Here is a 22,168-nt window from a genome sequence, read left to right on the forward strand (position 1 = left end):
AGCCCTCATGCGTCTCAATATGTCGTTTTCCCCTAGCGTCATGCACGCCGTCTATGCCTACTGATTCCAACGACGCCCTGCCGCGTATTGCATTCCCCGTGCCGTTCACGACCGCACCCGGCATGGCGGCATTGGGCGAACGGTTTTTTACGCGGCTGGCTCCGACCGCCCTGCCTTCGCCTTATGTAGTCAGCATAGCCCCCGAGGCTGGCGCCCTGCTCGGATGGGATGAAGGCGGCTTGCGCGCCGCCACGCAGGATCCGAAGTTTGTCGACACCTTCGCCGGCAACGCGGTGCCTGACTGGGCCGATCCGCTGGCCACGGTCTATTCGGGCCACCAGTTCGGCGTCTGGGCCGGGCAGCTTGGCGATGGCCGCGCCATCCGCCTGGCCGAAGCCACGATGCCCGACGGCCCGTGGGAGATTCAGCTCAAGGGCGCCGGCCTGACCCCCTACTCGCGCATGGCCGATGGCCGCGCGGTGCTTCGCTCGTCGATCCGTGAGTACCTTTGCTCGGAAGCCATGCATGCGCTGGGCGTGCCCACCACCCGGGCACTGGCGATCATCGGGTCCGATGCTCCGGTGCGGCGGGAAACCATCGAGACATCGGCCGTGGTCACGCGGCTGGCACCCAGCTTCATCCGATTTGGCCATTTCGAGCATTTCGCTGCCCGCGAGGACCACGCCTCGCTGAAGCAGCTGGCCGACTTCGTGATCGACCGCTTCTATCCCGCCTGCCGCGAGGCTGCCAGCCCTTACCAGGCGCTGCTGCGCGAGGTATCGCTGCGCACGGCGGACATGGTGGCGCACTGGCAGGCCGTCGGCTTCTGTCATGGTGTGATGAACACCGACAACATGTCGATCCTGGGCCTGACCATCGACTATGGACCGTTCGGCTTCCTCGATGCGTTCGACGCGAACCACATCTGCAACCATTCCGACCAGCAGGGTCGCTACGCGTACAGCCAGCAGCCGCAGATCGCGTTCTGGAACCTGCATTGCCTGGCCCAGGCGCTGCTGCCGCTGTGGCGCGAAGCGGATGCCGCCGATGCCGAAGCGGCCAAGGACGCAGCCGTGGAGGCCGCTCGCGAGGCGCTCGACCCCTTCCGCGACCGCTATGCCGAGGCCTTCTTCCGCCATTACCGCGCCAAGCTTGGCCTGCGCACCGCGCATGACCAGGACGAGACGCTGATGACGAACCTGTTCCGTGTGATGCACGCCAATCGCGTCGACTACACGCTGTTCTGGCGCAACCTGGCCCAGGTGGGGTCGCAGGACGGATCGCGCGATGCGCCCGTGCGCGACCTGTTCCTGGACCGTGCGGCCTGGGACGCGTGGGCCGCCGAATACCGCGCACGTCTGCAAGCGGAACAGTCCGACGACGCCGCGCGCGGGGTTGCAATGCGGCAAGTCAACCCGAAATACGTGCTCCGGAATCATTTGGCCGAAACCGCGATCCGTGCCGCGCGCGACAAGGACTTCTCGGAAGTGGACCGCCTGCTGGCCGTGCTGTCCACGCCCTTCGACGAGCAGCCGGGTGCGGAACACTATGCCGCCCTGCCGCCCGACTGGGCGTCGGGACTCGAAGTCAGCTGTTCGTCGTAAGTCCGGCAGACTGCCCGGGATCGCAACAAGGAAACGAGATGACCACCACCAAGACCGACGCCGAATGGCGTGAACAGCTGTCCGACATCGAGTACCGCGTGACGCGCGAGGCCGCCACCGAGCGCCCGTTCACGGGCCGCTACTGGGACCACTGGGACCAGGGCATCTACCACTGCGTAGGCTGCGGCACCCCGCTGTTCGAGTCGGCCACCAAGTTCGACGCCGGTTGCGGCTGGCCCAGCTATTTCCGTCCGATCAACGGCGAGGTGATTGCCGAGCACGTTGACCACAGTCACGGCATGACGCGGGTGGAAGTCCGCTGCAAGGAATGCGGCAGCCATCTGGGCCATGTCTTCGAGGATGGCCCCGCCCCGACCGGTCTGCGCTATTGCATCAACTCGGCTGCGCTAAAATTCGACGATCGCGATCCGGCTGATCGCGGGTGACGCCACCCGCACACCGGACGCCACGCCCGATCCGCCTCGCGGATCGCCAGCGCGCCCGGCCGCCGGCCGGGTTCGCCAACCTGATTTGGTCCGCATGAAATTCCTGTTCGACCTGTTCCCGGTCATCCTGTTTTTTGTCGCCTTCAAGCTGTTCGGCATCTATCCGGCCACCGCGGTGGCCATTGTGGCAACGGTGCTGCAGATCGCGTGGGTGCGCATCCGTCATGGCAAGGTCGAACCGATGCAATGGGTCAGCCTGCTGATCATCGGCGTATTCGGCGGCGCGACGATCGTTCTGCACAACGAAACCTTCATCAAGTGGAAGCCCACGGTGCTGTACTGGCTGTTCGCGGTCACGCTGATCGGCTCGGTCATCGGCTGGCGCAAGAACCTCATCCGCGCCATGATGGAAAAGCAGGTCACGATGCCGGACGCGATGTGGGGCCGCCTCAACGTCGCATGGGCCGCGTTCTTCGCCGCGATGGGCGTGCTGAACCTCTACGTGGCCTATCAGTTTTCCACCGATACCTGGGTCAATTTCAAGCTGTTCGGCAGCATGGGCCTGATGGTCGTCTTCATCGTCGCGCAGAGCATCTGGCTGTCGCGCCACATCGAGGAAAGCCCGTCGCAGGAAGGCCGCTCCGAATAAGCGCAGCCGCCCTGCCGCCCCCGATCACACTCCCGAAGGATTAACCGATGGCAGCCGATCCCGCCACCATCGACGCGCTGCTGCGTGCGGCGCTCGAACCCTCCCACCTGCACGTCCACGACGACAGCGCGGCCCATGCGGGCCATGCCGGCGCGGCGTCGGGTGGGGGCCATTACAACGTTCTGATCGTCAGCAACCGGTTCGCCGGCCATTCGCGCGTGACCCGCCACCGTATGGTGTATGATGCGCTGCGCGAACTATTCCCCGCGCAGATCCATGCGCTGGCCGTCAGCGCGTACACCGACCAAGAATATCAATCCCGCGAAGCATGACGCGACGCGCTCTCGCTACTCTCAGACCTGACTCCATGAAGACCACCGTCCTCTCGTTCAGCCTGGCGGCTGTGCTTGCTGCTGGCAGCCTGCCCGTGTTCGCCCAGAACGCCGCCGTTGTGAATGGCAAGCCCATCCCGTCGGCCAAGGTGGACAAGCTGATCGCCGGCACCGGCCAGCCCGCCTCGCCCGAACTGCGCGACCGTGCCCGCACCATGCTGATCGACCGGGAACTGCTGGTGCAGGAAGCTTCCAAGCGCGGCATCCTGCAACGCGACGACGTCCAGGACCAGCTCGAACAGGCCCGCCTGAACGTGCTGGCGGGTGCGGTGTTCGAGGACTACGTCAAGACACATGGCGCCAGCGACGACGAACTGCGCAAGCAATACGAGAAGATCAAGGGCCAGTTCGGCAATGGCAAGGAATACCACGCCCGCCACATCCTGGTAGAAAAGGAAGCGGACGCGAAGGCACTGATCGCCAAGATCAAGGGCGGCGCCAAGTTTGAAGACGTCGCCAAGGCATCGTCGAAGGACACCGGCTCGGCAGCCAACGGCGGCGACCTGGACTGGGCCAACAGCGGCAGCTACGTGCCGGAATTCTCAGCGGCCATGACCGGCCTGAAGAAGGGTCAGATGACCGATACGCCGGTCAAGACCCAGTTCGGCTGGCACATCATTGAACTCGTGGACGTGCGCGACCAGAAGATCCCGACGTTCGAGGAAGTGAAGCCGCAGCTCCAGCAGATGCTGATGGGCGACCAGGCATGGCAGCGCGAGCAGTTCCAGGCGATGATGAAGTCGCTCAAGGACAAGGCAAAAATCCAGTAATCCCTTTGCTTTGCTGCAAACGAAAACCGGCGCGTGTGCGCCGGTTTTTGTTTTGGGGTGCGCTTTGGCGCGCTCGGTAACATTCTGGTGCAGTTTGCCGGTTCCATCGCTTCTCTGGCCTCAGTAATATCGGAGAGCTCGACGAAGCCGGACACCCGTCCCGGCAAGGTATCGAGCGCGAGGATCAAGGGCATATCGCAATGGGCATGACGAGCGGCTACTGGTACATGTGGCATCTCTATTCCAGTGGGATGGTCTACTGCGCGCTAGGCATGCCCCATATCGAATGCACCGGCGGCCGCTGGCGCGAACTTCATCCCCACCTTCCGACGCGTGACCGCTACGCCCAGTCAAAGCTGCTGCAAGCGACCGTCGCGTTTATGGAAGTGCGTGGCGAAATCCCCGTGCCGCCCGGCGCAGACCGCATGCGGCTGCTCTATTCCCGCTACCTGCCATGGAGCGAACGCCTGCGCACGCAGCAATCCCATCTGCCGCAAACAGGCGAAAATCCTGCCTACCTCCCCACTCCTGTTGCAGTCTGAGACCTTTCTCATGACCTGAAGCAAGCGCCGGTTTTCTGGACACACAAGTTCACAAAAGCGCTCTTGGCGCACCCGTTTTCGAAGCCTAGGATCACTGCGTTGTGAACGTGAGGGCATGCATTGCCCCACACGCAGCCTTGTCCAATGGCTTTCAGGGAGCGGTATGACAGGCGTATCCGAACTGTTCGGCTGGTTTGTTTTCAACGTGGCGATTCCGCTGCTGGCGCCGTTCGCCCTGCTGCCCTTTGCGAAGGTGCCGGTGTTCTCGCGCTCACGCAGCCAGGGCATCGTGCGGAGGGCGATTCAGGATGGGCAGTTGCTGTGGGCGGCAATTCCGCTGAATGCCAGCGCGTGTTATGGGCTGGCGTGCTGGATTGACCAGACCGGCGGGTCCAGGCCCGACGCGTGGTTTCTACTTTGCCTGCATGTCTCGATGATCGTTGCAGGCTCCGTGCTCGTGCTACTGGGTACGTTGGACAGTTATCCCAGAAGTCGTCGGAACAAGGCACGGGCAAACCTGATGCTCTTCCTGTCCGTTTTCCTCAGTTGCACCACGGCCGTGGTGTATGCCTATGGCCAATTGGCATTCACCGGCAACGGTCCCTGAGATGCTCGACAGTTCTATCCGCCTTCAAACAGGAGAAGACCATGGAGAAATTCTTGACGCGCCTATTCGAGGACGATGCCTTTCAGATGAAATTGGCACGACGCATCGGATGGGGAATGGTTGCCTACGCGGCGTTAACCATTCTCGCCTGCGAATGGTACCGTCGCACCCTCGCATAAGCTCCGTACCCTAACAAAAACGCCCGCTTGCGCGGGCGTTTCGTTCGAAGCAGCAGGTTTAATCAACCGACCCACTTGCGCGCATTGCGGAACATGCGCATCCATGGGCTGCCACCGTCGGGGATGTCCTTCCAGGCGTCAGGCGCCCAGCTCATCGTGGCGGTACGGAACACGCGCTCCGGGTGCGGCATCAGCGCGGTAAAGCGGCCGTCAACCGTCGTCACCGACGTGATGCCCTCCGGCGAGCCGTTCGGGTTCAGCGGATAGGTCTGCGTCACGACACCGCGGTTGTCGACAAAGCGCAGCGCCACGTCCACCTTCGCGATATCGCCTTGCTGCGAGAAATCGGCAAAGCCTTCGCCGTGCGCCACGGCGATGGGGATGCGGCTACCTTCCATGCCGGCGAAGAAGATCGACGGCGATTGCTGCACTTCCACCGTAACGAAGCGTGCTTCGTACTGCTCGGACTGGTTACGCGTGAACTTCGGCCATGCGCCGGCGCCCGGGATGATCGGGGCCAGGTTGCTCAGCATCTGGCAGCCATTGCAAACACCAAGCGCGAAAGTGTCCTGGCGGTTGAAGAACGCCGCGAACTGCTCCGCCATCTGGCCGTTGAACAGGATCGTCTTGGCCCAGCCTTCGCCAGCGCCAAGCACGTCACCGTAGCTGAAGCCGCCGCAGGCCACGAAACCCTTGAAATCCGCCAACGTGGCGCGACCGGCAATCAGGTCGCTCATATGGACGTCCACCGTCTCGAAGCCGGCCAGGTCCATGCTGTAGGCCATCTCGATCTGCGAATTGACGCCCTGCTCGCGCAGGATCGCCACGCGCGGACGGTTGCCCGTGGCGATGAACGGTGCAGCAATATCCTGCGCCGGATCGAAGGTCAGAACGGGGCTGATGCCAGGATCGGCGGCGTCAAGAACGCGGTCGTACTCGCTGTCGGCACAGGCCGGGTTGTCGCGCAGGCGCGCGATACGCCAGCTCACCTCGGTCCAGGTGCGCTGCAGATCGACACGGGCAGCGCCGAAGACCTTCTTCGCGTCGCGATAGATCTCGATCTGGTCATTCGTGTTCGGCTTGCCGATCACGTGGCTGCACGCCGACAGGCCGGCCTCCCGCAGCACCGCGAATACGGCATCGCGCTCTTCGGCACGCACCTGGATCACGGCGCCCAGTTCTTCGGAGAACAGCGCCCGCAGCGTCTGGTCGTTGCGGCGCTCGGCAACCTGCTGCGCCCAGTTCTTGGCGTCGCCGTAGTCCTGTTCCTGGTTCGGGTCCAGCGTCAGCATGTCCACATTGAGCGACACGCCCGTACGGCCGGCGAAGGCCATTTCGGCAACGGTTGCCATGAAGCCGCCGTCGGAGCGGTCGTGATAGGCCAGCAGCTTGCCGTCGCGGTTCAGGCGCTGGATCACGTTGAAGAAGTTCTTCAGGTCTTCCGGACTGTCCACGTCCGGCGCGCTGTCGCCCACCTGCTGCGTCACCTGGGCCAGGATGCTGCCGCCCATACGGTTCTTCGCACGGCCCAGGTCAATGGCGATCAGCGTGGTATCGCCCAGGTCGGTACGCAGCTGCGGCGTCAGCGTCCTGTTGGTGTCATCCACTGCGGCAAACGCCGAGATGATCAGCGAAACCGGCGCCACCACTTCCTTGTCGCCATCGGCATCGGACCACTTGGTGCGCATCGACAGCGAATCCTTGCCTACCGGGATGCTGATGCCCAGCGCCGGGCACAGTTCCATGCCCACGGCATGCACGGTGTCGTACAGCTTCGCGTCTTCGCCGGCTACGCCGCAGGCGGCCATCCAGTTGGCCGACAGCTTGACCTTGTTCAGGTCCTTGACCGGGGCGGCCGCCAGGTTCGTCAGCGCCTCGCCGATGGCCATGCGGCCCGAGGCCGGGGCATCGATCACGGCCAGCGGCGTGCGCTCGCCCATCGTCATGGCTTCGCCAGCGCGACCCTTGTAGTCGAGCGTGGTGACCGCCACGTCTGCCACGGGCACCTGCCACGGACCCACCATCTGGTCACGTGCGTTCATGCCACCCACGGTACGGTCGCCGATGGTGATCAGGAACGACTTGCTGGCCACGGTCGGGTGGCGCAGTACGTCGCTCACGGCCTGTTCCAGGGCGATGCCGGTCACGTCCACCGGCGGCAGTTCGCGCTCGATGCGCTGCACGTCGCGGTGCATGCGCGGCGGCTTGCCCAGCAGCACATCCATCGGCATGTTGACCGTGAAGTGCTCCTTCAGCGCAGCGTCCACATCGGCGTCCACCAACTGCAGCTGCTTTTCCTCGGTGGCGATACCCACCACGGCGAACGGCGACCGTTCGCGTTCGCACATGGCCTGGAAGCGCGGCAGGTCGTTCGGCGCGATGGCCAGCACGTAGCGTTCCTGCGACTCGTTGCACCAGATTTCGGCGGGCGACAGGCCCGACTCTTCAAGGTGCACCTGGCGCAATTCGAAGCGTGCGCCGCGATCGGCACCATCGACCAATTCCGGGAAAGCATTCGAAATACCGCCCGCACCCACGTCGTGGATCGACAGGATCGGGTTGTCTTCGCCCAGTTGCCAGCAGGCGTTGATCACTTCCTGGGCACGACGCTCCATTTCGGGGTTGCCACGCTGCACCGAATCGAAGTCGAGGTCGGCCGTGTTGGTACCCGTCGCCATCGAGCTTGCGGCACCGCCACCCATGCCGATGCGCATGCCCGGGCCGCCAAGCTGGATCAGCAGCGTGCCGGCCGGCAGCGGGTTCTTGTGCGTGTGGCCGGCGTCGATATTGCCGATGCCGCCCGCAATCATGATCGGCTTGTGGTAGCCGCGCACCGTGCCGCCCACGTTCTGCTCGTAGACACGGAAGTAGCCGCCCAGGTTGGCGCGGCCAAATTCATTGTTGAATGCGGCGCCGCCCAGCGGGCCGTCGATCATGATCTGCAGCGGCGAGGCGATGCGGTCCGGCTTGCCGGTCACGCCAGGCTTGTCGTCGGGGTTGCGATGGGCCACCGGCTGGGCGGCGTCGCGGGCGTTTTCCCAGCCCTCGACGGCGTCGGGCAGCATCAGGTTCGACACCGTGAAGCCGGTCAGGCCGGCCTTGGGCTTGGCACCACGGCCCGTGGCGCCTTCGTCGCGGATTTCGCCGCCGGCGCCAGTCGAGGCACCCGCGAACGGCGAGATCGCGGTCGGGTGGTTGTGCGTTTCCACCTTCATCAGCGTGTGGGTCAGCGCCTCGTGGCGGCCATATTTCTGGTCCGCACCGCGTGGGAACCAGCGTTCGGCCACGTCGCCTTCCATCACGGCCGAGTTGTCCGAATAGGCAACGATCGAGCCCTGCGGATTCAGCTGGTGCGTGTTGCGGATCATCGCAAACAGCGACTTGTCCTGCGTCACGCCATCGATGGTCCAGGTAGCGTTGAAGATCTTGTGACGGCAGTGCTCGCTGTTGGCCTGGGCGAACATCATCAACTCGACGTCCGTCGGATTGCGGCCGAGCTTGCCGTAGTTTTCAAGCAGATAGTCGATTTCGTCGTCCGACAGCGCCAGGCCCATGGCCGTGTTGGCGTCCATCAGGGCGCTACGCCCTGCCGAAATGTCGATGAACTGCAGCGGCTTGGCGGGCAGTTCCTGAAACAGGCCGGCCGCTTCCTCGCGGGACGCGATCACGGTTTCGGTCATGCGGTCGAACAGGTGCGCAGCCACGGCGGCACGGGTGCCGGCGTCCAGCGTCTTGCGGCCGCGGAGCAGGCCCTTCTTGCAGACCACGGTGATCTCGATGCCGCGTTCGATGCGGTGCACGTGGGTCAGGCCGCAGTTATGGGCGATATCTGTGGCCTTGCTTGCCCACGGCGAAATGGTGCCGAAACGCGGAATCACCACGAAACGGTCGCCCTCGGGCTGCGCCGTGAACGGCGCGCCATAGGTCAGCATCGCGCCGATGCGCGTCTGGTCCTCGGCGGACAGCGGCGTGTCCGAATCGACGAAATGCACGAACTGGCCATGCACGGACTCAATATCGGCGTCGACTTGTTGCAGGGCGGCAAGCAGGCGTTGCTGACGGAAAGCGGAAAGCGCCAAAGCGCCGGGGAAGCACGAGAAATGCGCCATGATCGGTACGGTCAGGAGGCGTAGGAAGGTGAGGCTAAACGGCGGCTGGCACTGCTGAATGGAATGCCGGCAGGCGGGAAACCGCTATTGTACCTTGTTGGCGGCCGCTTTTTGCATTGCGCAATGTGGCGCGGACGGACAGCCCCGGGAAAATCGGACAACGGGCCGCGATTTACCCTGCCCGGTGGCGCATCCGTCACATTAGGGCGAGGTCCGTCCGTCGCGGCCTGACTTCCGAGTCACGCGAAAGTGGCCAATTTTCACCCGAAACCCGTCCGAAATCTCCTGAAATGCCGTCAGAGAGACGTGGCGGAGCGCGCCGCCTGCTCGTAGAGACCGGTCAGCACGCGCAGCAGACGCGCCAGTTCGCCAATTTCGACGTTTTCATCGCTGCCTTCCGTGAAATTGCTGGTCAGGCACTGCTCGCGGATTTCCCGATACCGGGCGCAGGCCTCGGTGCCGGCCTGCGTGGTGGCGTAGGTGGCCTCCTTGCCCACCCGCTCGCCGGCCACGAGCCCCAGACCCACAAGCTTTTTCAGCGAATACGTGACCAGGTGGGTGTCCTCGACGTTGAGGACGAAGCAGATATCGGCCAGCCGCTTGGCCCGGCCGCGATGGTTCACGTGGTGCAGCACCAGCACATCCAGAAAGGTCAAATCGCGCACGCCGGCCGCGCCCATGCAGCGCACCACCCAGCGGCTATAGGCGTTGTACGCCGTATTCAGGCCGAATTCGAACTCGGACAGCTCCGGGCTGCGCACCGACACCAGGTGCGCCGATGACACGATGTTGACGCCGGCGGCCCGGGCCAGCGGCGCGGTCCGCCCGGCGGCGTCCGGATTGGCGCCCTCGGCGGCATCGGCGTGGCGTTCCGGGGCGGGCTTGCGGGCCATGGATGGGTCTCCAAGTGAGGTCGGCGGGTGCAACGGGGTGATGGCCAAGGTGGCCACGGTGGCGATAGGTGAAAGCCCGAAGCGGGTTGGGGCAATTTCGGCTTGACAGTTTATCGGCGAATTCTCAGCATGAACACCTTAATTCACAGAGGCAATGCGTGGATGCGGTCCGGTTCCGCAACGCCTTTCATCGTCACGCCGCCGCATGCTGCCTCATCCCGATCCGCTTGAATCGCTTGAATCGATCCACACCCGCCTGCGCACCGGCAAGACGTCCCGCGCGGACCTGATCGCCGAAGCGGCCGCCCGGGCCGGGGGCCCCGCCGGCAAGGCCGTCTATCTTCACACCACCTTCGATGCCGCCAGCCATGTGGCGCATGCCGCCGACGCCGCGGCGCGCGCCGGCAAGCCGCTGCATCCGCTGGCCGGCCTGCCCGTTTCGGTCAAGGATCTGTACGACGTGGCCGGCGAGGTCACGCGCGCCGCGTCCGCGGCCCGTGCGGATGCCGCGCCTGCCACGGCCGACGCCGCCGTGGTAGCCCGGCTGCGCGGGGTCGGGGCGGCCCTGGTTGGCCGCACCAACATGACCGAATTCGCGTTCTCGGGTGTCGGCATCAATCCCCATTTCGGCACACCGGTCAATCCGTGCGACAACGCGACGCCGCGCATTCCGGGCGGTTCTTCGTCGGGCGCAGCGGTTTCCGTCGCGCTGGGCACGGCCGTGGCGGCCCTGGGCAGCGACACGGGCGGATCGATCCGGATTCCGGCCGCCCTGTGTGGCATCACCGGCTACAAGCCCACCGCGCGCCGTGTGCCACTGGCTGGCGCGTTTCCGCTCTCCTACACGCTGGACACAGCGTGCGCCATGGCCCGCACGCTGTCCGACTGCATTGCCGTGGACAGCGTCATCGCCGATGCAGCGGTCATCCCGGCCATCGCCACGCCTGCTGCCCTGCGGCTGGCCATTCCGCGCCAGCTTGTGCTCGACGACATGGACGACGCGGTGGCGCGTGCCTTCGACCGCGCCATTGGCCGGCTGTCGGCGGCCGGGGTACGCGTGGAACACGTGGACATGCCCGAACTTGCCGAACTGGCCGGCCTCAACGCGACCGGAGGATTTTCGGCACCCGAGGCCTTTTCCCATCACCGCGCCCTGCTGGCCACCCATCGCGACCGCTACGACCCGCGCGTGCTGAGCCGTATCGAGCGCGGTGCCGCGATGAGCGCGGCCGACTACATCGCGCTGCACCGCGCCCGGCTGGAGTGGATTGCCCGCATGGAAGCCCGCCTGGCACCGTTCGATGCCGTGGTCTGCCCGACCGTGCCGATGGTGGCCCCGCCGATTGCCCCGCTGGTGGCCGACGATGCCCTGTTCTTCCGCACCAACGCGCTGCTGCTGCGCAATACGTCGGCCTTCAACTTCCTGGACGGCTGCTCTGTGTCGCTGCCGTGCCAGGCGCCGGACGAATTACCGGTCGGGCTGATGCTGTCGCACGGCCCGATGCGCGACGCGCACCTGCTGGGCACGGCCCTTGCATTGGAATCGATCGTTCGACCGTCACAGCACGCAGGCTGAGCCAGGCCCGCGCCGTGACCGCAGTACCGCGCTTGTGGCTCAGACCTTCAGTCCGGCGCGGCGGCAGTTCCAGGTAGTTCCAAACCCGCGCAGCCGGGCAGGCCGCCCGTGCGCAACACCAGGAGAGATCGAGATGCGAGTCAAGGCAATGGCAGTCGCGGCGGCGGCACTGCTGCTGGCCGCCACGGCGGCACGGGCGGATACCAAGTGGGACCTGCCAACCGGATACCCGGCCACCAACCTGCACACCGAAAATCTGCAGCAGATGGCCAACGACGTGGAAAAGGCCACCGGCGGCAAGCTCAAGATCGTCATCCATCCAAACGGCTCGCTGCTCAAGGCCAACGAGATCAAGCGCGGCGTGCAGACCGGCCAGGTGCAGATGGGCGAGATCCTGATGTCGCTGCTGGCCAACGAAAATCCCGTGTTCGGCGTCGATGCGGTGCCATTCCTGGCCACCAGCTACGCCGATTCGTACCGGCTCTGGCAAGCCTCGAAGCCGGTCACCGACAAGGTGCTCGACCGCCAGGGCATGAAGCTGCTCTACGCGGTGGCCTGGCCCCCGCAGGGCATCTACGCGAACAAGCCGATCAACAGCGCGGCCGACATGAAGGGCCTGAAATGGCGCGCCTACAACCCGGCCACCTCCAAGATCGCCGAACTCGTCAGCGCCCAGCCGGTGACGATCCAGGCGGCCGACCTGGCCCAGGCGCTGGCCACGGGCACGGTCAACTCCTTCATGTCGTCGGGCGCCACCGGCGTGGACACCAAGGTCTGGGAGTCGGTCAAGTACTTCTATACCGTGGATGCCTGGCTGCCCAAGAACATGCTGGTGGTCAGCAAGAAGGCGTTCAATGCGCTGGACAAGCCCACCCAGGACGCCCTGCTCAAGGCCGTGGCCGACGCCGAGAAGCGCGGCTGGCAGGTATCGGAGCAGAAGACCAAGGAATACCTGGGCACGCTGTCGAAGAACGGCATGACCGTGGCCCCGCCGTCCCCCCAGCTCAAGGGTGACATGCAGAAGGTGGGCGACGTCATGGTGAGCGAGTGGGCCCGGAGCGCGGGCGACGACGGCAAGGCCATCCTCGACGCCTATCGCAAATAAGGCAGACAAGCCGGCCACGGCCCGCACGCCCGCCACGCGTGTTGCTCCACCGGCCCGGCGCGCATGCCCCTGGGCATCGCGCCGGGCTAGTTCCATGCTGTTCGCAGTCCTACCGGTAGCCTGTTATCCCATGGAAGACCCCCTCATCAAGAAGCGATGGCTCGACCATCTGCTTGACGCGTTTGCCGCCCTCGGCGCGCTCTGCATCCTGGCGGTCTGTATCGTCATGATCGCGATGTCGATCTCGCGCGAGACCCTGTTCGTGCTCAAGGGCGGCGACGACATCGTCGCCTGGCTGTGCGCGGCATCCGCCTTTCTGGTCCTTGGCCAGACCTTCCAGCACGGCGGCATCGTGCGCGTCGAGATGCTGCTCGATGCGGTCGGTCCCCGCCGACGCTGGCCGCTGGAAGTGGTATCGCTCACGATCTGCCTGGTGTTCGCCGCCTATGCCGCGTGGGCGCTGGGCACGTTCGCCTGGCAAAGCTGGGACATCAACGATGTCTCGCAAGGCCAGATCGTGATTCCGCTCTGGATTCCGCAGAGCTTTGCCGTACTCGGTGCCATCGGCTTCCTGCTGGCCGTGGCCGACGAATGGCAGCGCGTGGTGCGCCGGCAGAAGCCGCGCTACCAGGTGGCGCAGGAAGCCAAGCTGGCCGCCGGCGATTTCGGGGAGACCGTCTGATGAGCACCGTACTCGTTGCACTGGTCCTGTTGCTGGTCATGATCGTGTTCCTGGCCATCGGCGCCTGGATCCCCGTGGCCATCGCCGTCACGTCATGGGTGGGCCTGGTGATCTTCTCCGACCACGACGCACTGGTGAACCTGGCCAACGCGTGGTGGTCGTCCAGCGCCTCGTATACGCTGGCGTCGCTGCCGCTGTTCGTGTGGATGGGCGAAATCCTGTTCCGTACCAAGCTGTCCGAGCAGATGTTCAACGGCCTGTCGCCGTGGCTGAACTGGCTGCCGGGCCGCCTCATGCACGTTAACATCCTGGGCTGCGGCATCTTCGGGTCGGTCTCGGGCTCGTCGGCCGCCACCTGCGCCACGATCGCCAAGTCCGCCCTGCCCGAACTGACCCGGCGCGGCTACGACGAACGCGTCACGCTGGGCTCGTTGTCGTGCGCCGGCACGCTGGGCATCCTGATACCGCCGTCGATCACGATGGTCGTGTATGCGGTATCGGCCGATGTGTCGATCATCCGCGTGTTCCTGGCCGGCTTCCTGCCTGGGCTCCTGCTGATGCTGCTGTTCTCGGGCTATATCGTGGTCTGGGCGCTGATGAATCCGAAGCGGACCCCGCCTGCCGAAACCTTCGGCTGGGGCGCCCGCCTGGCCTCCATCCGGCAGCTGATGCCCTGCATCATCCTGATCGCGTTCATCACCTGGATCATGATGGCCGGCTACTCCACCGCGACCGAGGCGGCCGCCTACGGCGTGGTGGCATCGCTGGGCCTGGCCTGGGCGGGCGGATCCCTGACGCGCAAGGCGTTCTGGGAAAGCCTGATGTCGGCCACCCGCCTGACCGCGATGATCATGTTCGTACTGGGCGCCACGTCATTCCTGTCGGTCACCATGAGCTTCACGGGCATCCCGCGGGCGCTGGCCGAGTGGGTCGCCGCGCTGCACCTGTCGCCCTGGGCGCTGATCGCGGTGCTGACCGTGATCTACATCCTGCTGGGCACGGCGCTGGACGGCATCTCGATGATCGCGCTGACCACCGCCACGGTGCTGCCGATGGTGCAGGCGGCCGGGTTCGATCTGGTATGGTTTGGCATCTTCATCGTGCTGCTGGTGGAAATCGCCGAGGTGACGCCGCCAGTGGGCTTCAACCTCTTCGTGCTCCAGAGCATGACCGGCAAGGACAGCAACTATATAGCGCGCGTGTCCCTGCCGTTCTTCATGATGATGGTCGTTGCCATCGGCATCATCACGGTGTGGCCCACCGTGGTCACCTGGCTGCCCGACGTGGTGATGGCGAAGGAGCTCAAGTAAGCCCGGAAACCCGCAGTCATCCACAGGAAACCCACCCGGATGCACGTGATCGTCATCGGCGCCGGCGCCATCGGCGTCTGCTCGGCCTGGTATCTGCGCCAGGCCGGTTTCACCGTCACCGTGCTGGACCGCCGCGGCGCGGCCGCGCAGGAAGCCAGCTTTGGCAATGCCGGCGTGATCGCACCGGGCTACGTCACCCCGTGGGCCGCGCCGGGCATGCCGGGCAAGGTGCTGCGTGCGCTGTTCCGACGCGAATCGCCCGTTCTGTTCCGGCCCGGGGTCGATCCGGCGATGTGGCGCTGGATCGGCCGATGGCTGCGCGAATGCGATGTCGAACGCTATCGCACCAACAAGCTGCGCATGCAGCGCCTGGCGTTCTACAGCCGCCAATGCCTGCATCTGCTGCGCGACGAGCTGGAGATCGAATACGAGCAGTCGCGTGGCTACCTGCAGCTGTTCCGCACCGGTAAAGACCTCGAACTGGCGGCGCCAGCCCTGGCGCTGCTGCGCGAGAACAATGTGCCGCACCGGCTGGTGGATGCCGCCGGGTGCCGGCAGATCGAACCGGGCCTGACCGACGACACCCCGCTGGCCGGCGGCCTGCACCTGCCGGAGGACGAATCGGGCAACTGCCCCATGTTCGTGCGCCGCCTGCACCAGCACGCCGATGCCGCCGGGGTGGAGTTCCGCTTCCAGACCGACGTGGCCCGGGTGCGGGCCGACCAGTCGGGCACGCTGTCAGTCGAACTGGCCCCCACGCAGCGGGGGGCCACGCCCGAGGTACTCCATGCCGATCGCGTGCTGGTGGCCGCCGGCGTGGGCAGTGCCCGCCTGCTGCGCTCGCTCGGGCTGCGCGTGCCGATCTATCCGGTCAAGGGCTATTCAGCCACGGTCATGGTGCGCGATGAACTGCAGGCGCCGCTCGGTGCGCTGATGGACGAATCGTTCAAGGTCGCCATCACGCGCATGGGCAACCGCCTGCGCGTGGCCGGTACCGCCGAACTGGGCTCGCGGCGGCTGGACCTGCGTCCCGCCGCACTGAACACGCTGATCAAGGTGGCACGCGACTGGTTTCCGGTGGCCGGCAACTATCAGGAAGCCACGCTGTGGGCCGGCGCGCGGCCGATGTTGCCTGACGGCCCGCCGCTGATCGGCGCCACGCGCGTGCCGGGGCTGTTCCTGAACCTGGGACACGGCTCCACGGGCTGGGCGATGAGCTGCGGTTCGGGCAAAATTGCCGCAGACCAGATTGCCGCCAGCGCCGGCCAGGGTCCGGGGCCCGCCATCGACATGGAGGGATTGACCCCGGCACGCTACCGGCTGGCGCCCGCGTGAGCCGACATGACTACCGACGTCCCCGCTTCCTCCCCGTCCGCGACCCAGCCGGGCGCCCCCGCCGAGACCGCCGCCGCGCCCGCGTGGATCCCGCTCGACGCGGCCGGTGAAGATCCGACGCCGCTCTACGACGTGGCGGCGATCCGCCGGGTCGAACAGGCGGGCCTGAACGCCACGGCACCGTTCACGCTGATGTCGCGCGCCGGCGCCGCCGCGGCAGACTGGCTCCACCAGCATGTGCCCAGTGGCCGCATCCTGTTCCTGGCCGGCCGTGGCAACAACGGCGGCGATGCGCTGGTCGCCGCCACGCGCCTGCATCAGGCCGGCCGCCTGGTCGAAGCCTGGCTGGTTGCCGAAGCAGACCAGTTGCCGGCCGATGCCGCGCGCGCCTGGTTCAACGCCCGCTCCGCCGGCGTGCCGCTGCTGGCAACGCATCCCGACCCCGATGCGCCCTTGCCGCCCTGGCCTACGGGCTGCGTCGCGGTCGTCGACGGCTTGCTTGGCATCGGTCTGAACCGTGCCGCCGATGGCGATATGGCACGCTGGATCGCGCATCTCAACGCTTCACACCTGCCGGTGTATGCGCTGGACATCCCGAGCGGGCTCTTTGCCGATACGGGCGCAGGGCAGCCAGCCGTGCGGGCGCGCCGCACACTGACGTTCCTGGGCGCCAAGCCGGGCCTGCTGACGCTGGATGGCCGGGACTGCGCAGGCGCCATCGACATCGCCCCGCTGGGCCTGGACTATCCGCCCGCCGAGCGGCCGGTGGCCATCGTCAACCAGCCCGGCGCGTTCCTGCATGCGCTGCCACGCCGCGATCACGCCGCGAACAAGGGCCGCTTCGGCAGCCTGGCCGTGATCGGCGGCAACCATGGCATGACCGGCGCACCGCTGCTGGGCGCGCGTGCCGCGTTGCATCTCGGCTCGGGCCGCGTGCACGTGGGCTTCCTGGCCCAGCCGGCACCGGCCATTGATCCGGTTCACCCGGAACTGATGCTGCATCAGGCGACAGAACTGTCGCTCGATGCGATGTCGGCTTTCGTGGCCGGGCCCGGCATGGGCATTGGCACGGTCGCGCGCAAGCAACTGGTCAAGCTGATCGACTTCTGTGCCAACGCGGCGCCGCCGGTGCCGCTGGTGCTCGACGCCGACGGCCTGAACCTGCTGGCTTCGGACGAGACCCTGAACCAGTCGCTGATCGACAGCGGGCTGGACTACGTGATGACGCCGCACCCCCTCGAAGCGGCGCGCCTGCTGGGCAGCAATGTGGCAGACGTGCAGCGCGACCGCCTGGCTGCGGCGCACGCACTGGCCACCAGTTGGAAGGCCACGGTCGTACTGAAGGGATCCGGCACGGTCATTGCGACGGCCGAAGGCGCGCCCGCCACCATCAATCCCACCGGCAATGCGGGATTGTCCACGGCCGGCACCGGCGATGTGCTGGCCGGCATGATTGGCGCGTTGCTGGCGCAAGGCGTGCCGATGCTGTCCGCCGCACGTGCTGGCGTCTGGATTCACGGGCGTGCCGCCGATCGACTCGTGGACGCCGGCACGGGCCCCGCCGGCCTGACCGCGAGCGAACTCTACCTGCCCGCACGGGCCATCTTCAACGCGTTGCTGCAAGGCGGCGCGGCATGACTCAGGCTGCCACACTGGCCGGCGGCGAAAATGGCGATGGCGCGCGGCGCCGCCTGCTGACCGGCATCGCCCTGCTCGTTATCGGGCAATGGATCCTGAGCCTGCTCGACGCCACGGGCAAGACGCTGACCCAGCAGGGCCTGCCCGTGGTGGCCGTGGCGTGGGTCCGGTATCTCGGCCACGTGGTGGCGATCTTCCTGCTGATCGGGCCGGCGCGCTGGCAACGGCAGTCGCGTCCTGCCGCGCCGCGCCTGCAGTGGCTGCGCGGCGCGCTGATGCTGGCCTCGACGCTGGTGTTCTTCAGCGTGCTGAAGCTGATGCCGCTGGCCACCGCTACCGCGCTGAACTTCTGTGCGCCGCTGATCGTGGTAGCGCTGTCGCCGTGGCTGCTGGGCGAGCGCCCCGGCGTGCATGCGCGCTGGACACGTTGGATCGGCGTTGGCATCGGCTTCGCCGGCATGCTGGTGGTGGTCCGCCCCGGCGGCGAACTCGACGCCGTGGGCGTGGGGCTGGGACTGCTGTCGGCGCTGCTGTTTGCGCTGCTGCAGATGCTGACGCGCCGCATCGCCGCCCATGACGCGCCCATGACAACGCTGATCCAGAGCGGCGTGACAGGTGCCGCGCTGACCACGCTGCTGGTGCCGTTCTTCTGGTTCGAGTCGGTGCCAACCCTGGCCCAAGGGGCGCTGCTGCTGTCGGCAGGGCTCACCGGGTCGCTTGGGCATTACTTTGTGATCCGCGCATTCCAGTATGCCGACGCATCGTTCCTGAGCCCGTTCCTGTATCTGCAGATCTTTTCCGCCACCGTGGTCGGATACTTCGCATTCGGCCATCTGCCGGACTGGACCACCGCCCTTGGCATCGCCGTGATCTGCGCAGGCGGCCTGTGCGTCGCAGGCGGCGAGCCCCTACTGCGCCGGTTGGCCACGCGGCTGCGCCGATAGTCGCTCGAGCCTGCGGCCCACCGCGGCAAACGCGCGCTGGCGCACATACCCCGCCACCGTTACGGCGCACAAACACTGGGCAGCCCCGCGCACAAAGCCACCCCGCACGTCGGACAACGCCCGATACGGCGGGGAGACATCGCCTGTTAAGGTTTTGCCGATGCCGCAAGTGGCGTTACGTTTTGCTGCTACTTTCGGCTTTTGACATCACATCGGAGCGATATACTTGCGCTCAGGCCCGTTACGGCGGGCCAATGCCCCGAGAATTTCAGAACACCCCATGCCGACTGAACTCCACGCCTGGACTGCCCTGCGCCACCACTACGATGCCATCCGCCATACGCCGATGCAGCAGTGGTTCGCCGAGGCCGAAGCCGCCCGCCGCGTCGAGGACTTCTCGCTGGAAGCCGCCGGCCTGTACCTCGACTTCTCGAAGAACCGCATCACGTTCGAGACCTTTGCCCTGCTCATGAAGCTGGCCGAAGAAGCAGGCGTGGCCCAGCGCCGCGACGCCATGTTCGCCGGCGAGCATATCAATACGACGGAAGACCGCGCCGCGCTGCACGTGGCATTGCGCGCCCTGCCCGACGCCCCGTTCAAGGTGGATGGGGCATCGGTCATGCCCGGCATCAACGACGTGTTGCACCGCATGCGCGATTTCGCCGCCCGCGTGCGCACCGGCGGCTGGACCGGCTTCAACGGCCAGACCATCACCGACATCGTCAACATCGGCATTGGCGGTTCGGACCTCGGGCCGCGCATGGTGTGCCGCGCCCTGGCCCACCTGGCGGATCCCAAAGGGCCACGCATGCATTTCGTGTCCAATGTCGACGGGACCGAACTGGCCGAAACCCTAGTACGGCTGGACCCGGCACGCACGCTGGTCATCGTGTGCTCGAAGACGTTCACGACGCTCGAAACCATGGCCAACGCATGCAGCATGCGCGACTGGTTCCTGCGTCACGGCGTGGCCGAGAACCAGTTGGCACGCCATTTCGTTGCCGTGTCCACCAACCGCGAAGCCGTGGTCAAGTTCGGCATCGACCCGGCTAACATGTTCGAATTCTGGGACTGGATCGGCGGCCGCTTTTCGCTCTGGTCGTCCGTTGGCCTGTCGATCGCGCTCGCCGTGGGCTTCGACGCGTTCGAAGACCTGCTGCTCGGTGGCCGGGCCATGGACGATCATTTCCGCACGGCCCCGCTGGCGCGGAACATGCCCGTGGTCATGGGCATGCTCGGCATCTGGTATCGCAATTTCTTTGGAATGCCGACCAGCTGCATGGCGCCGTATTCCACGTCGCTTGAGCTGTTCCCGGCCTTCCTGCAGCAACTGGAGATGGAGAGCAACGGGAAGTCGGTGCAGCTGAACGGCGACCCGGCACACGTGGAAACATCGCCTGTGGTCTGGGGCACGGCGGGTACCAACGGCCAGCATGCCTATTTCCAGATGATCCATCAGGGCTCGCAGATCGTACCTGTGGACTTCGTGGCGCCGCTGGTGCCACCGCGCGACGTGCCCGGCCATCACGCCAAGCTGCTTGCCAACTGCTTTGCCCAGGCCGAGGCGCTGATGCGCGGCCGTGGCGCCGATGAATTGCGCGCCGCCGGGGTCACCGACGAGGCGCGCATTCCGCATATGGTTTTCGAGGGTAACCGCCCCAGCAATACGCTGCTGATGGAAGACCTGACGCCCCACGTGCTGGGCGCGCTGATCGCCCTCTACGAGCACCGCACCTTCGTGCAGGGCGTGGTGTGGAACATCAATTCGTTCGACCAGTGGGGCGTGGAACTGGGCAAGATCCTGGCGCGCCCCATCGAACAGGAACTGACTGGCCAGGGCACGGCCACGCATGATGCGTCGACCGCTGCGCTGATCGCCCGTGCACGCGGCGTGCTCGGGCGCGGCTGAGCCGGGCAGCCGGATCTGGGCCCGCGCGGCCCTTTCATCCTCGCCTGGCCGGTAGCCGCCTAGATTTCCGTACCCATCAGCTCGTCGCTGGCCACCCGGCCGGCATCGATCGTCAGGATGCGGCCGCAACGCGCCGCCACCGAGCGGTCGTGCGTCACCAGTACCAGCGTCGAGCCGGCATCGCGATTGAGTTCGAACATCAGCGCGATCACGGCTTCGCCGGTAGCGGTGTCCAGGCTGCCGGTAGGCTCGTCGGCAAACAGGATGTCCGGCCGTGCCACGAAGGCGCGGGCCAGTGCCACGCGCTGCTGCTCGCCACCCGACAGCGTCCGCGGATAGTGCGTCAGGCGCTTGCCCAGTCCCACACGTTCGAGCATTTCCGTGGCACGCTCGCGTACGCGCCCCGTTTCTCCGCGCAGCTCCAGCGGCAGCATCACGTTTTCCAGCGCGGTAAGGTGCCCGACGAGCTGGAACGACTGGAACACAAAGCCGACATGGCGACCGCGCAGCGCGGCGCGCTGGTCTTCATCGAGCTGGAAGATATCCTGCCCGTGCAGGCGGACCGACCCGTTGCTGGGCAGGTCAAGCCCGGCCAGCAGGCCGAGCAGCGTGGATTTGCCCGACCCCGAAGCGCCAACGATGGCCAGCGTTTCACCGGCCGTGACGGAAAACGAGACGTCGTGCAGAATCGTCAGCGAACCCGTCGTGTCAGCTACGGTCTTTCCGAGGGACTCGACAGCAAGAATGGAAGAGGACATGCGCGAGAGGATTGCAAACGTTGGTCGCCGGCGGATGCTGGCAGCTTGTAGTGCGACAGCGGTCGCCCTGTTCGGTTCACTGCCGGCGCCGCCCGCCATGGCGCAGGGCACGGCCACTGCATCGGCCGGGCCCGCGGTGCTGGTGCTGGGAGACAGCCTGTCGGCCGAATATGGCATTGCACGCGGCACGGGCTGGGCAAGCCTGCTTCAGGACCGCCTGCGCCGCGAGCGGTTCGATTATAGCGTCGTGAATGCCAGCATCAGCGGCGAGACCACGGTCGGCGGCAAGACCCGGCTCCCGGACCTGCTCAAGCGGCACAAGCCCGCCATCGTGATCGTGGAACTCGGCGCCAACGACGCGCTGCGCGGCCTGTCGCTGCCATCGACCGAAGCCAACCTGCGCGGCATCATCGGCGATGCCCAGAAGGCCGGCGCACAGGTGGTGCTGGTGGGCATGCGCATCCCGCCGAACTACGGCGCCGACTACACCGAGCGGTTCGTCGGACTCTTCCCGAAGCTCGCCGGGGAATACCGGACCCAGCTGGTACCGTTCCTGCTCGACAAAGTCGTGACACGGCCCGAATGGTTCCAGGAAGACCGGATTCATCCGACATCGGCCGCCCAGCCGACGTTGCTCGACACGGTCTGGCCTGCGCTGAAGCCGCTGCTGAAGGCGCCTGCCAAGCGCCGCTGATCCTGCGCCGCGCATCCCTGGCAGTA

Annotated in this window: 21 protein-coding genes; 18 read left to right on the top strand and 3 right to left on the bottom strand. The window is 66.1% G+C overall.

Features of this window, described 5'->3' with window-relative positions; genetic code table 11:
• Positions 1–122 precede the first annotated feature (122 nt).
• The 8 genes from BLQ58_RS06550 (at position 123) to BLQ58_RS29060 (ending at position 5,189) form a co-directional block, all read left to right on the top strand.
• A complete protein-coding gene (locus BLQ58_RS06550) occupies positions 123–1,604 on the top strand; it encodes a protein adenylyltransferase SelO (RefSeq protein ID WP_254775846.1) in 1,482 nt (493 codons plus the stop codon).
• A gap of 38 nt (positions 1,605–1,642) precedes the next feature.
• A complete protein-coding gene (msrB, locus tag BLQ58_RS06555) occupies positions 1,643–2,050 on the top strand; it encodes a peptide-methionine (R)-S-oxide reductase MsrB (protein WP_092595710.1) in 408 nt (135 codons plus the stop codon).
• A gap of 94 nt (positions 2,051–2,144) precedes the next feature.
• Complete coding sequence (locus BLQ58_RS06560; RefSeq protein ID WP_092595712.1) at positions 2,145–2,699, top strand: septation protein A; 555 nt, start codon at positions 2,145–2,147, stop codon at positions 2,697–2,699.
• Positions 2,700–2,746: 47 nt separating this feature from the next.
• Positions 2,747–3,031 carry a BolA family protein gene (locus BLQ58_RS06565; RefSeq protein ID WP_092595714.1) on the top strand — a complete coding sequence of 95 codons (285 nt, stop codon included), beginning with the start codon at positions 2,747–2,749 and terminating at the stop codon, positions 3,029–3,031.
• A gap of 35 nt (positions 3,032–3,066) precedes the next feature.
• Positions 3,067–3,861, top strand: coding sequence for a peptidylprolyl isomerase (locus tag BLQ58_RS06570; protein WP_092595716.1), 795 nt, complete (start codon positions 3,067–3,069; stop codon positions 3,859–3,861).
• A gap of 206 nt (positions 3,862–4,067) precedes the next feature.
• Positions 4,068–4,403, top strand: a complete 336-nt coding sequence (locus BLQ58_RS06575) for a hypothetical protein (RefSeq protein WP_254775830.1) — start codon at positions 4,068–4,070, stop codon at positions 4,401–4,403.
• Positions 4,404–4,566: 163 nt separating this feature from the next.
• A complete protein-coding gene (locus BLQ58_RS06580; RefSeq protein WP_092595720.1) occupies positions 4,567–5,010 on the top strand; it encodes a hypothetical protein in 444 nt (147 codons plus the stop codon).
• A gap of 41 nt (positions 5,011–5,051) precedes the next feature.
• Positions 5,052–5,189, top strand: a complete 138-nt coding sequence (locus tag BLQ58_RS29060) for a hypothetical protein (protein WP_175459852.1) — start codon at positions 5,052–5,054, stop codon at positions 5,187–5,189.
• A 62-nt stretch (positions 5,190–5,251) separates the two neighbouring features.
• Here the strand turns inward: BLQ58_RS29060 and purL are convergent, their stop codons facing one another.
• The gene (purL, locus tag BLQ58_RS06585; protein WP_254775847.1) at positions 5,252–9,238 is read right to left on the bottom strand and encodes a phosphoribosylformylglycinamidine synthase; all 3,987 of its coding nucleotides are present in this window, start codon (positions 9,236–9,238) and stop codon (positions 5,252–5,254) included.
• Between purL and BLQ58_RS29405 the strand changes: the two genes are divergently transcribed.
• Positions 9,176–9,322 carry a hypothetical protein gene (locus BLQ58_RS29405; protein WP_254775858.1) on the top strand — a complete coding sequence of 49 codons (147 nt, stop codon included), beginning with the start codon at positions 9,176–9,178 and terminating at the stop codon, positions 9,320–9,322. The genes purL and BLQ58_RS29405 overlap by 63 nt on opposite strands.
• 272 nt (positions 9,323–9,594) lie before the next feature.
• Here the strand turns inward: BLQ58_RS29405 and BLQ58_RS06590 are convergent, their stop codons facing one another.
• Positions 9,595–10,191 carry a winged helix DNA-binding protein gene (locus tag BLQ58_RS06590; protein ID WP_092595724.1) on the bottom strand — a complete coding sequence of 199 codons (597 nt, stop codon included), beginning with the start codon at positions 10,189–10,191 and terminating at the stop codon, positions 9,595–9,597.
• 205 nt (positions 10,192–10,396) lie between these two features.
• Here BLQ58_RS06590 and BLQ58_RS06595 point away from each other — a divergent pair, with 205 nt between their 5' ends.
• From BLQ58_RS06595 to pgi, 8 genes are all read left to right on the top strand, one after another.
• Positions 10,397–11,767, top strand: a complete 1,371-nt coding sequence (locus BLQ58_RS06595; RefSeq protein WP_092595726.1) for an amidase — start codon at positions 10,397–10,399, stop codon at positions 11,765–11,767.
• Positions 11,768–11,900: 133 nt separating this feature from the next.
• Positions 11,901–12,872 (top strand): TRAP transporter substrate-binding protein, encoded by a 972-nt coding sequence (locus BLQ58_RS06600; RefSeq protein ID WP_092595728.1) that lies wholly within the window; start codon positions 11,901–11,903, stop codon positions 12,870–12,872.
• 130 nt (positions 12,873–13,002) lie between these two features.
• On the top strand, positions 13,003–13,554 hold the full coding sequence (locus tag BLQ58_RS06605) for a TRAP transporter small permease subunit (protein ID WP_092595730.1): 552 nt from the start codon (positions 13,003–13,005) through the stop codon (positions 13,552–13,554).
• Complete coding sequence (locus BLQ58_RS06610; RefSeq protein WP_092595732.1) at positions 13,554–14,864, top strand: TRAP transporter large permease; 1,311 nt, start codon at positions 13,554–13,556, stop codon at positions 14,862–14,864. The genes BLQ58_RS06605 and BLQ58_RS06610 overlap by 1 nt, the downstream gene beginning before the upstream one ends.
• A gap of 39 nt (positions 14,865–14,903) precedes the next feature.
• On the top strand, positions 14,904–16,199 hold the full coding sequence (locus tag BLQ58_RS06615; RefSeq protein WP_092595734.1) for a D-amino acid dehydrogenase: 1,296 nt from the start codon (positions 14,904–14,906) through the stop codon (positions 16,197–16,199).
• 6 nt (positions 16,200–16,205) lie between these two features.
• Positions 16,206–17,837, top strand: coding sequence for an NAD(P)H-hydrate dehydratase (locus tag BLQ58_RS06620; RefSeq protein ID WP_092595736.1), 1,632 nt, complete (start codon positions 16,206–16,208; stop codon positions 17,835–17,837).
• Positions 17,834–18,781, top strand: a complete 948-nt coding sequence (locus BLQ58_RS06625; protein ID WP_092595738.1) for a DMT family transporter — start codon at positions 17,834–17,836, stop codon at positions 18,779–18,781. The genes BLQ58_RS06620 and BLQ58_RS06625 overlap by 4 nt, the downstream gene beginning before the upstream one ends.
• A gap of 280 nt (positions 18,782–19,061) precedes the next feature.
• Positions 19,062–20,690: a glucose-6-phosphate isomerase gene (gene pgi, locus BLQ58_RS06630; RefSeq protein WP_092595740.1), complete on the top strand. Its 1,629-nt coding sequence runs from the start codon at positions 19,062–19,064 to the stop codon at positions 20,688–20,690.
• 59 nt (positions 20,691–20,749) lie between these two features.
• Here pgi and BLQ58_RS06635 read toward each other — a convergent pair whose 3' ends face one another.
• Positions 20,750–21,448, bottom strand: a complete 699-nt coding sequence (locus BLQ58_RS06635) for an ABC transporter ATP-binding protein (RefSeq protein WP_092595742.1) — start codon at positions 21,446–21,448, stop codon at positions 20,750–20,752.
• A 97-nt stretch (positions 21,449–21,545) separates the two neighbouring features.
• Here BLQ58_RS06635 and BLQ58_RS06640 point away from each other — a divergent pair, with 97 nt between their 5' ends.
• Positions 21,546–22,142, top strand: a complete 597-nt coding sequence (locus BLQ58_RS06640; RefSeq protein ID WP_254775831.1) for an arylesterase — start codon at positions 21,546–21,548, stop codon at positions 22,140–22,142.
• Positions 22,143–22,168 lie beyond the last annotated feature (26 nt).

The sequence above is a fragment of the Ralstonia sp. 25mfcol4.1 genome, from assembly GCF_900104095.1.
GTDB lineage: Bacteria > Pseudomonadota > Gammaproteobacteria > Burkholderiales > Burkholderiaceae > Cupriavidus.

What these genes read in the sequence shown, in the direction of transcription:
- BLQ58_RS06550 (WP_254775846.1), top strand. Translation starts at nt 123, where the DNA reads ATGGCGGCATTGGGCGAACGGTTTTTTACGCGGCTGGCTCCGACCGCC.
- msrB (WP_092595710.1), top strand. Translation starts at nt 1,643, where the DNA reads ATGACCACCACCAAGACCGACGCCGAATGGCGTGAACAGCTGTCCGAC.
- BLQ58_RS06560 (WP_092595712.1), top strand. Translation starts at nt 2,145, where the DNA reads ATGAAATTCCTGTTCGACCTGTTCCCGGTCATCCTGTTTTTTGTCGCC.
- BLQ58_RS06565 (WP_092595714.1), top strand. Translation starts at nt 2,747, where the DNA reads ATGGCAGCCGATCCCGCCACCATCGACGCGCTGCTGCGTGCGGCGCTC.
- BLQ58_RS06570 (WP_092595716.1), top strand. Translation starts at nt 3,067, where the DNA reads ATGAAGACCACCGTCCTCTCGTTCAGCCTGGCGGCTGTGCTTGCTGCT.
- BLQ58_RS06575 (WP_254775830.1), top strand. Translation starts at nt 4,068, where the DNA reads ATGACGAGCGGCTACTGGTACATGTGGCATCTCTATTCCAGTGGGATG.
- BLQ58_RS06580 (WP_092595720.1), top strand. Translation starts at nt 4,567, where the DNA reads ATGACAGGCGTATCCGAACTGTTCGGCTGGTTTGTTTTCAACGTGGCG.
- BLQ58_RS29060 (WP_175459852.1), top strand. Translation starts at nt 5,052, where the DNA reads ATGGAGAAATTCTTGACGCGCCTATTCGAGGACGATGCCTTTCAGATG.
- BLQ58_RS29405 (WP_254775858.1), top strand. Translation starts at nt 9,176, where the DNA reads ATGCACGAACTGGCCATGCACGGACTCAATATCGGCGTCGACTTGTTG.
- BLQ58_RS06590 (WP_092595724.1), bottom strand. Translation starts at nt 10,191, where the DNA reads ATGGCCCGCAAGCCCGCCCCGGAACGCCACGCCGATGCCGCCGAGGGC.
- BLQ58_RS06595 (WP_092595726.1), top strand. Translation starts at nt 10,397, where the DNA reads ATGCTGCCTCATCCCGATCCGCTTGAATCGCTTGAATCGATCCACACC.
- BLQ58_RS06600 (WP_092595728.1), top strand. Translation starts at nt 11,901, where the DNA reads ATGCGAGTCAAGGCAATGGCAGTCGCGGCGGCGGCACTGCTGCTGGCC.
- BLQ58_RS06605 (WP_092595730.1), top strand. Translation starts at nt 13,003, where the DNA reads ATGGAAGACCCCCTCATCAAGAAGCGATGGCTCGACCATCTGCTTGAC.
- BLQ58_RS06610 (WP_092595732.1), top strand. Translation starts at nt 13,554, where the DNA reads ATGAGCACCGTACTCGTTGCACTGGTCCTGTTGCTGGTCATGATCGTG.
- BLQ58_RS06615 (WP_092595734.1), top strand. Translation starts at nt 14,904, where the DNA reads ATGCACGTGATCGTCATCGGCGCCGGCGCCATCGGCGTCTGCTCGGCC.
- BLQ58_RS06620 (WP_092595736.1), top strand. Translation starts at nt 16,206, where the DNA reads ATGACTACCGACGTCCCCGCTTCCTCCCCGTCCGCGACCCAGCCGGGC.
- BLQ58_RS06625 (WP_092595738.1), top strand. Translation starts at nt 17,834, where the DNA reads ATGACTCAGGCTGCCACACTGGCCGGCGGCGAAAATGGCGATGGCGCG.
- pgi (WP_092595740.1), top strand. Translation starts at nt 19,062, where the DNA reads ATGCCGACTGAACTCCACGCCTGGACTGCCCTGCGCCACCACTACGAT.
- BLQ58_RS06635 (WP_092595742.1), bottom strand. Translation starts at nt 21,448, where the DNA reads ATGTCCTCTTCCATTCTTGCTGTCGAGTCCCTCGGAAAGACCGTAGCT.
- BLQ58_RS06640 (WP_254775831.1), top strand. Translation starts at nt 21,546, where the DNA reads ATGGCGCAGGGCACGGCCACTGCATCGGCCGGGCCCGCGGTGCTGGTG.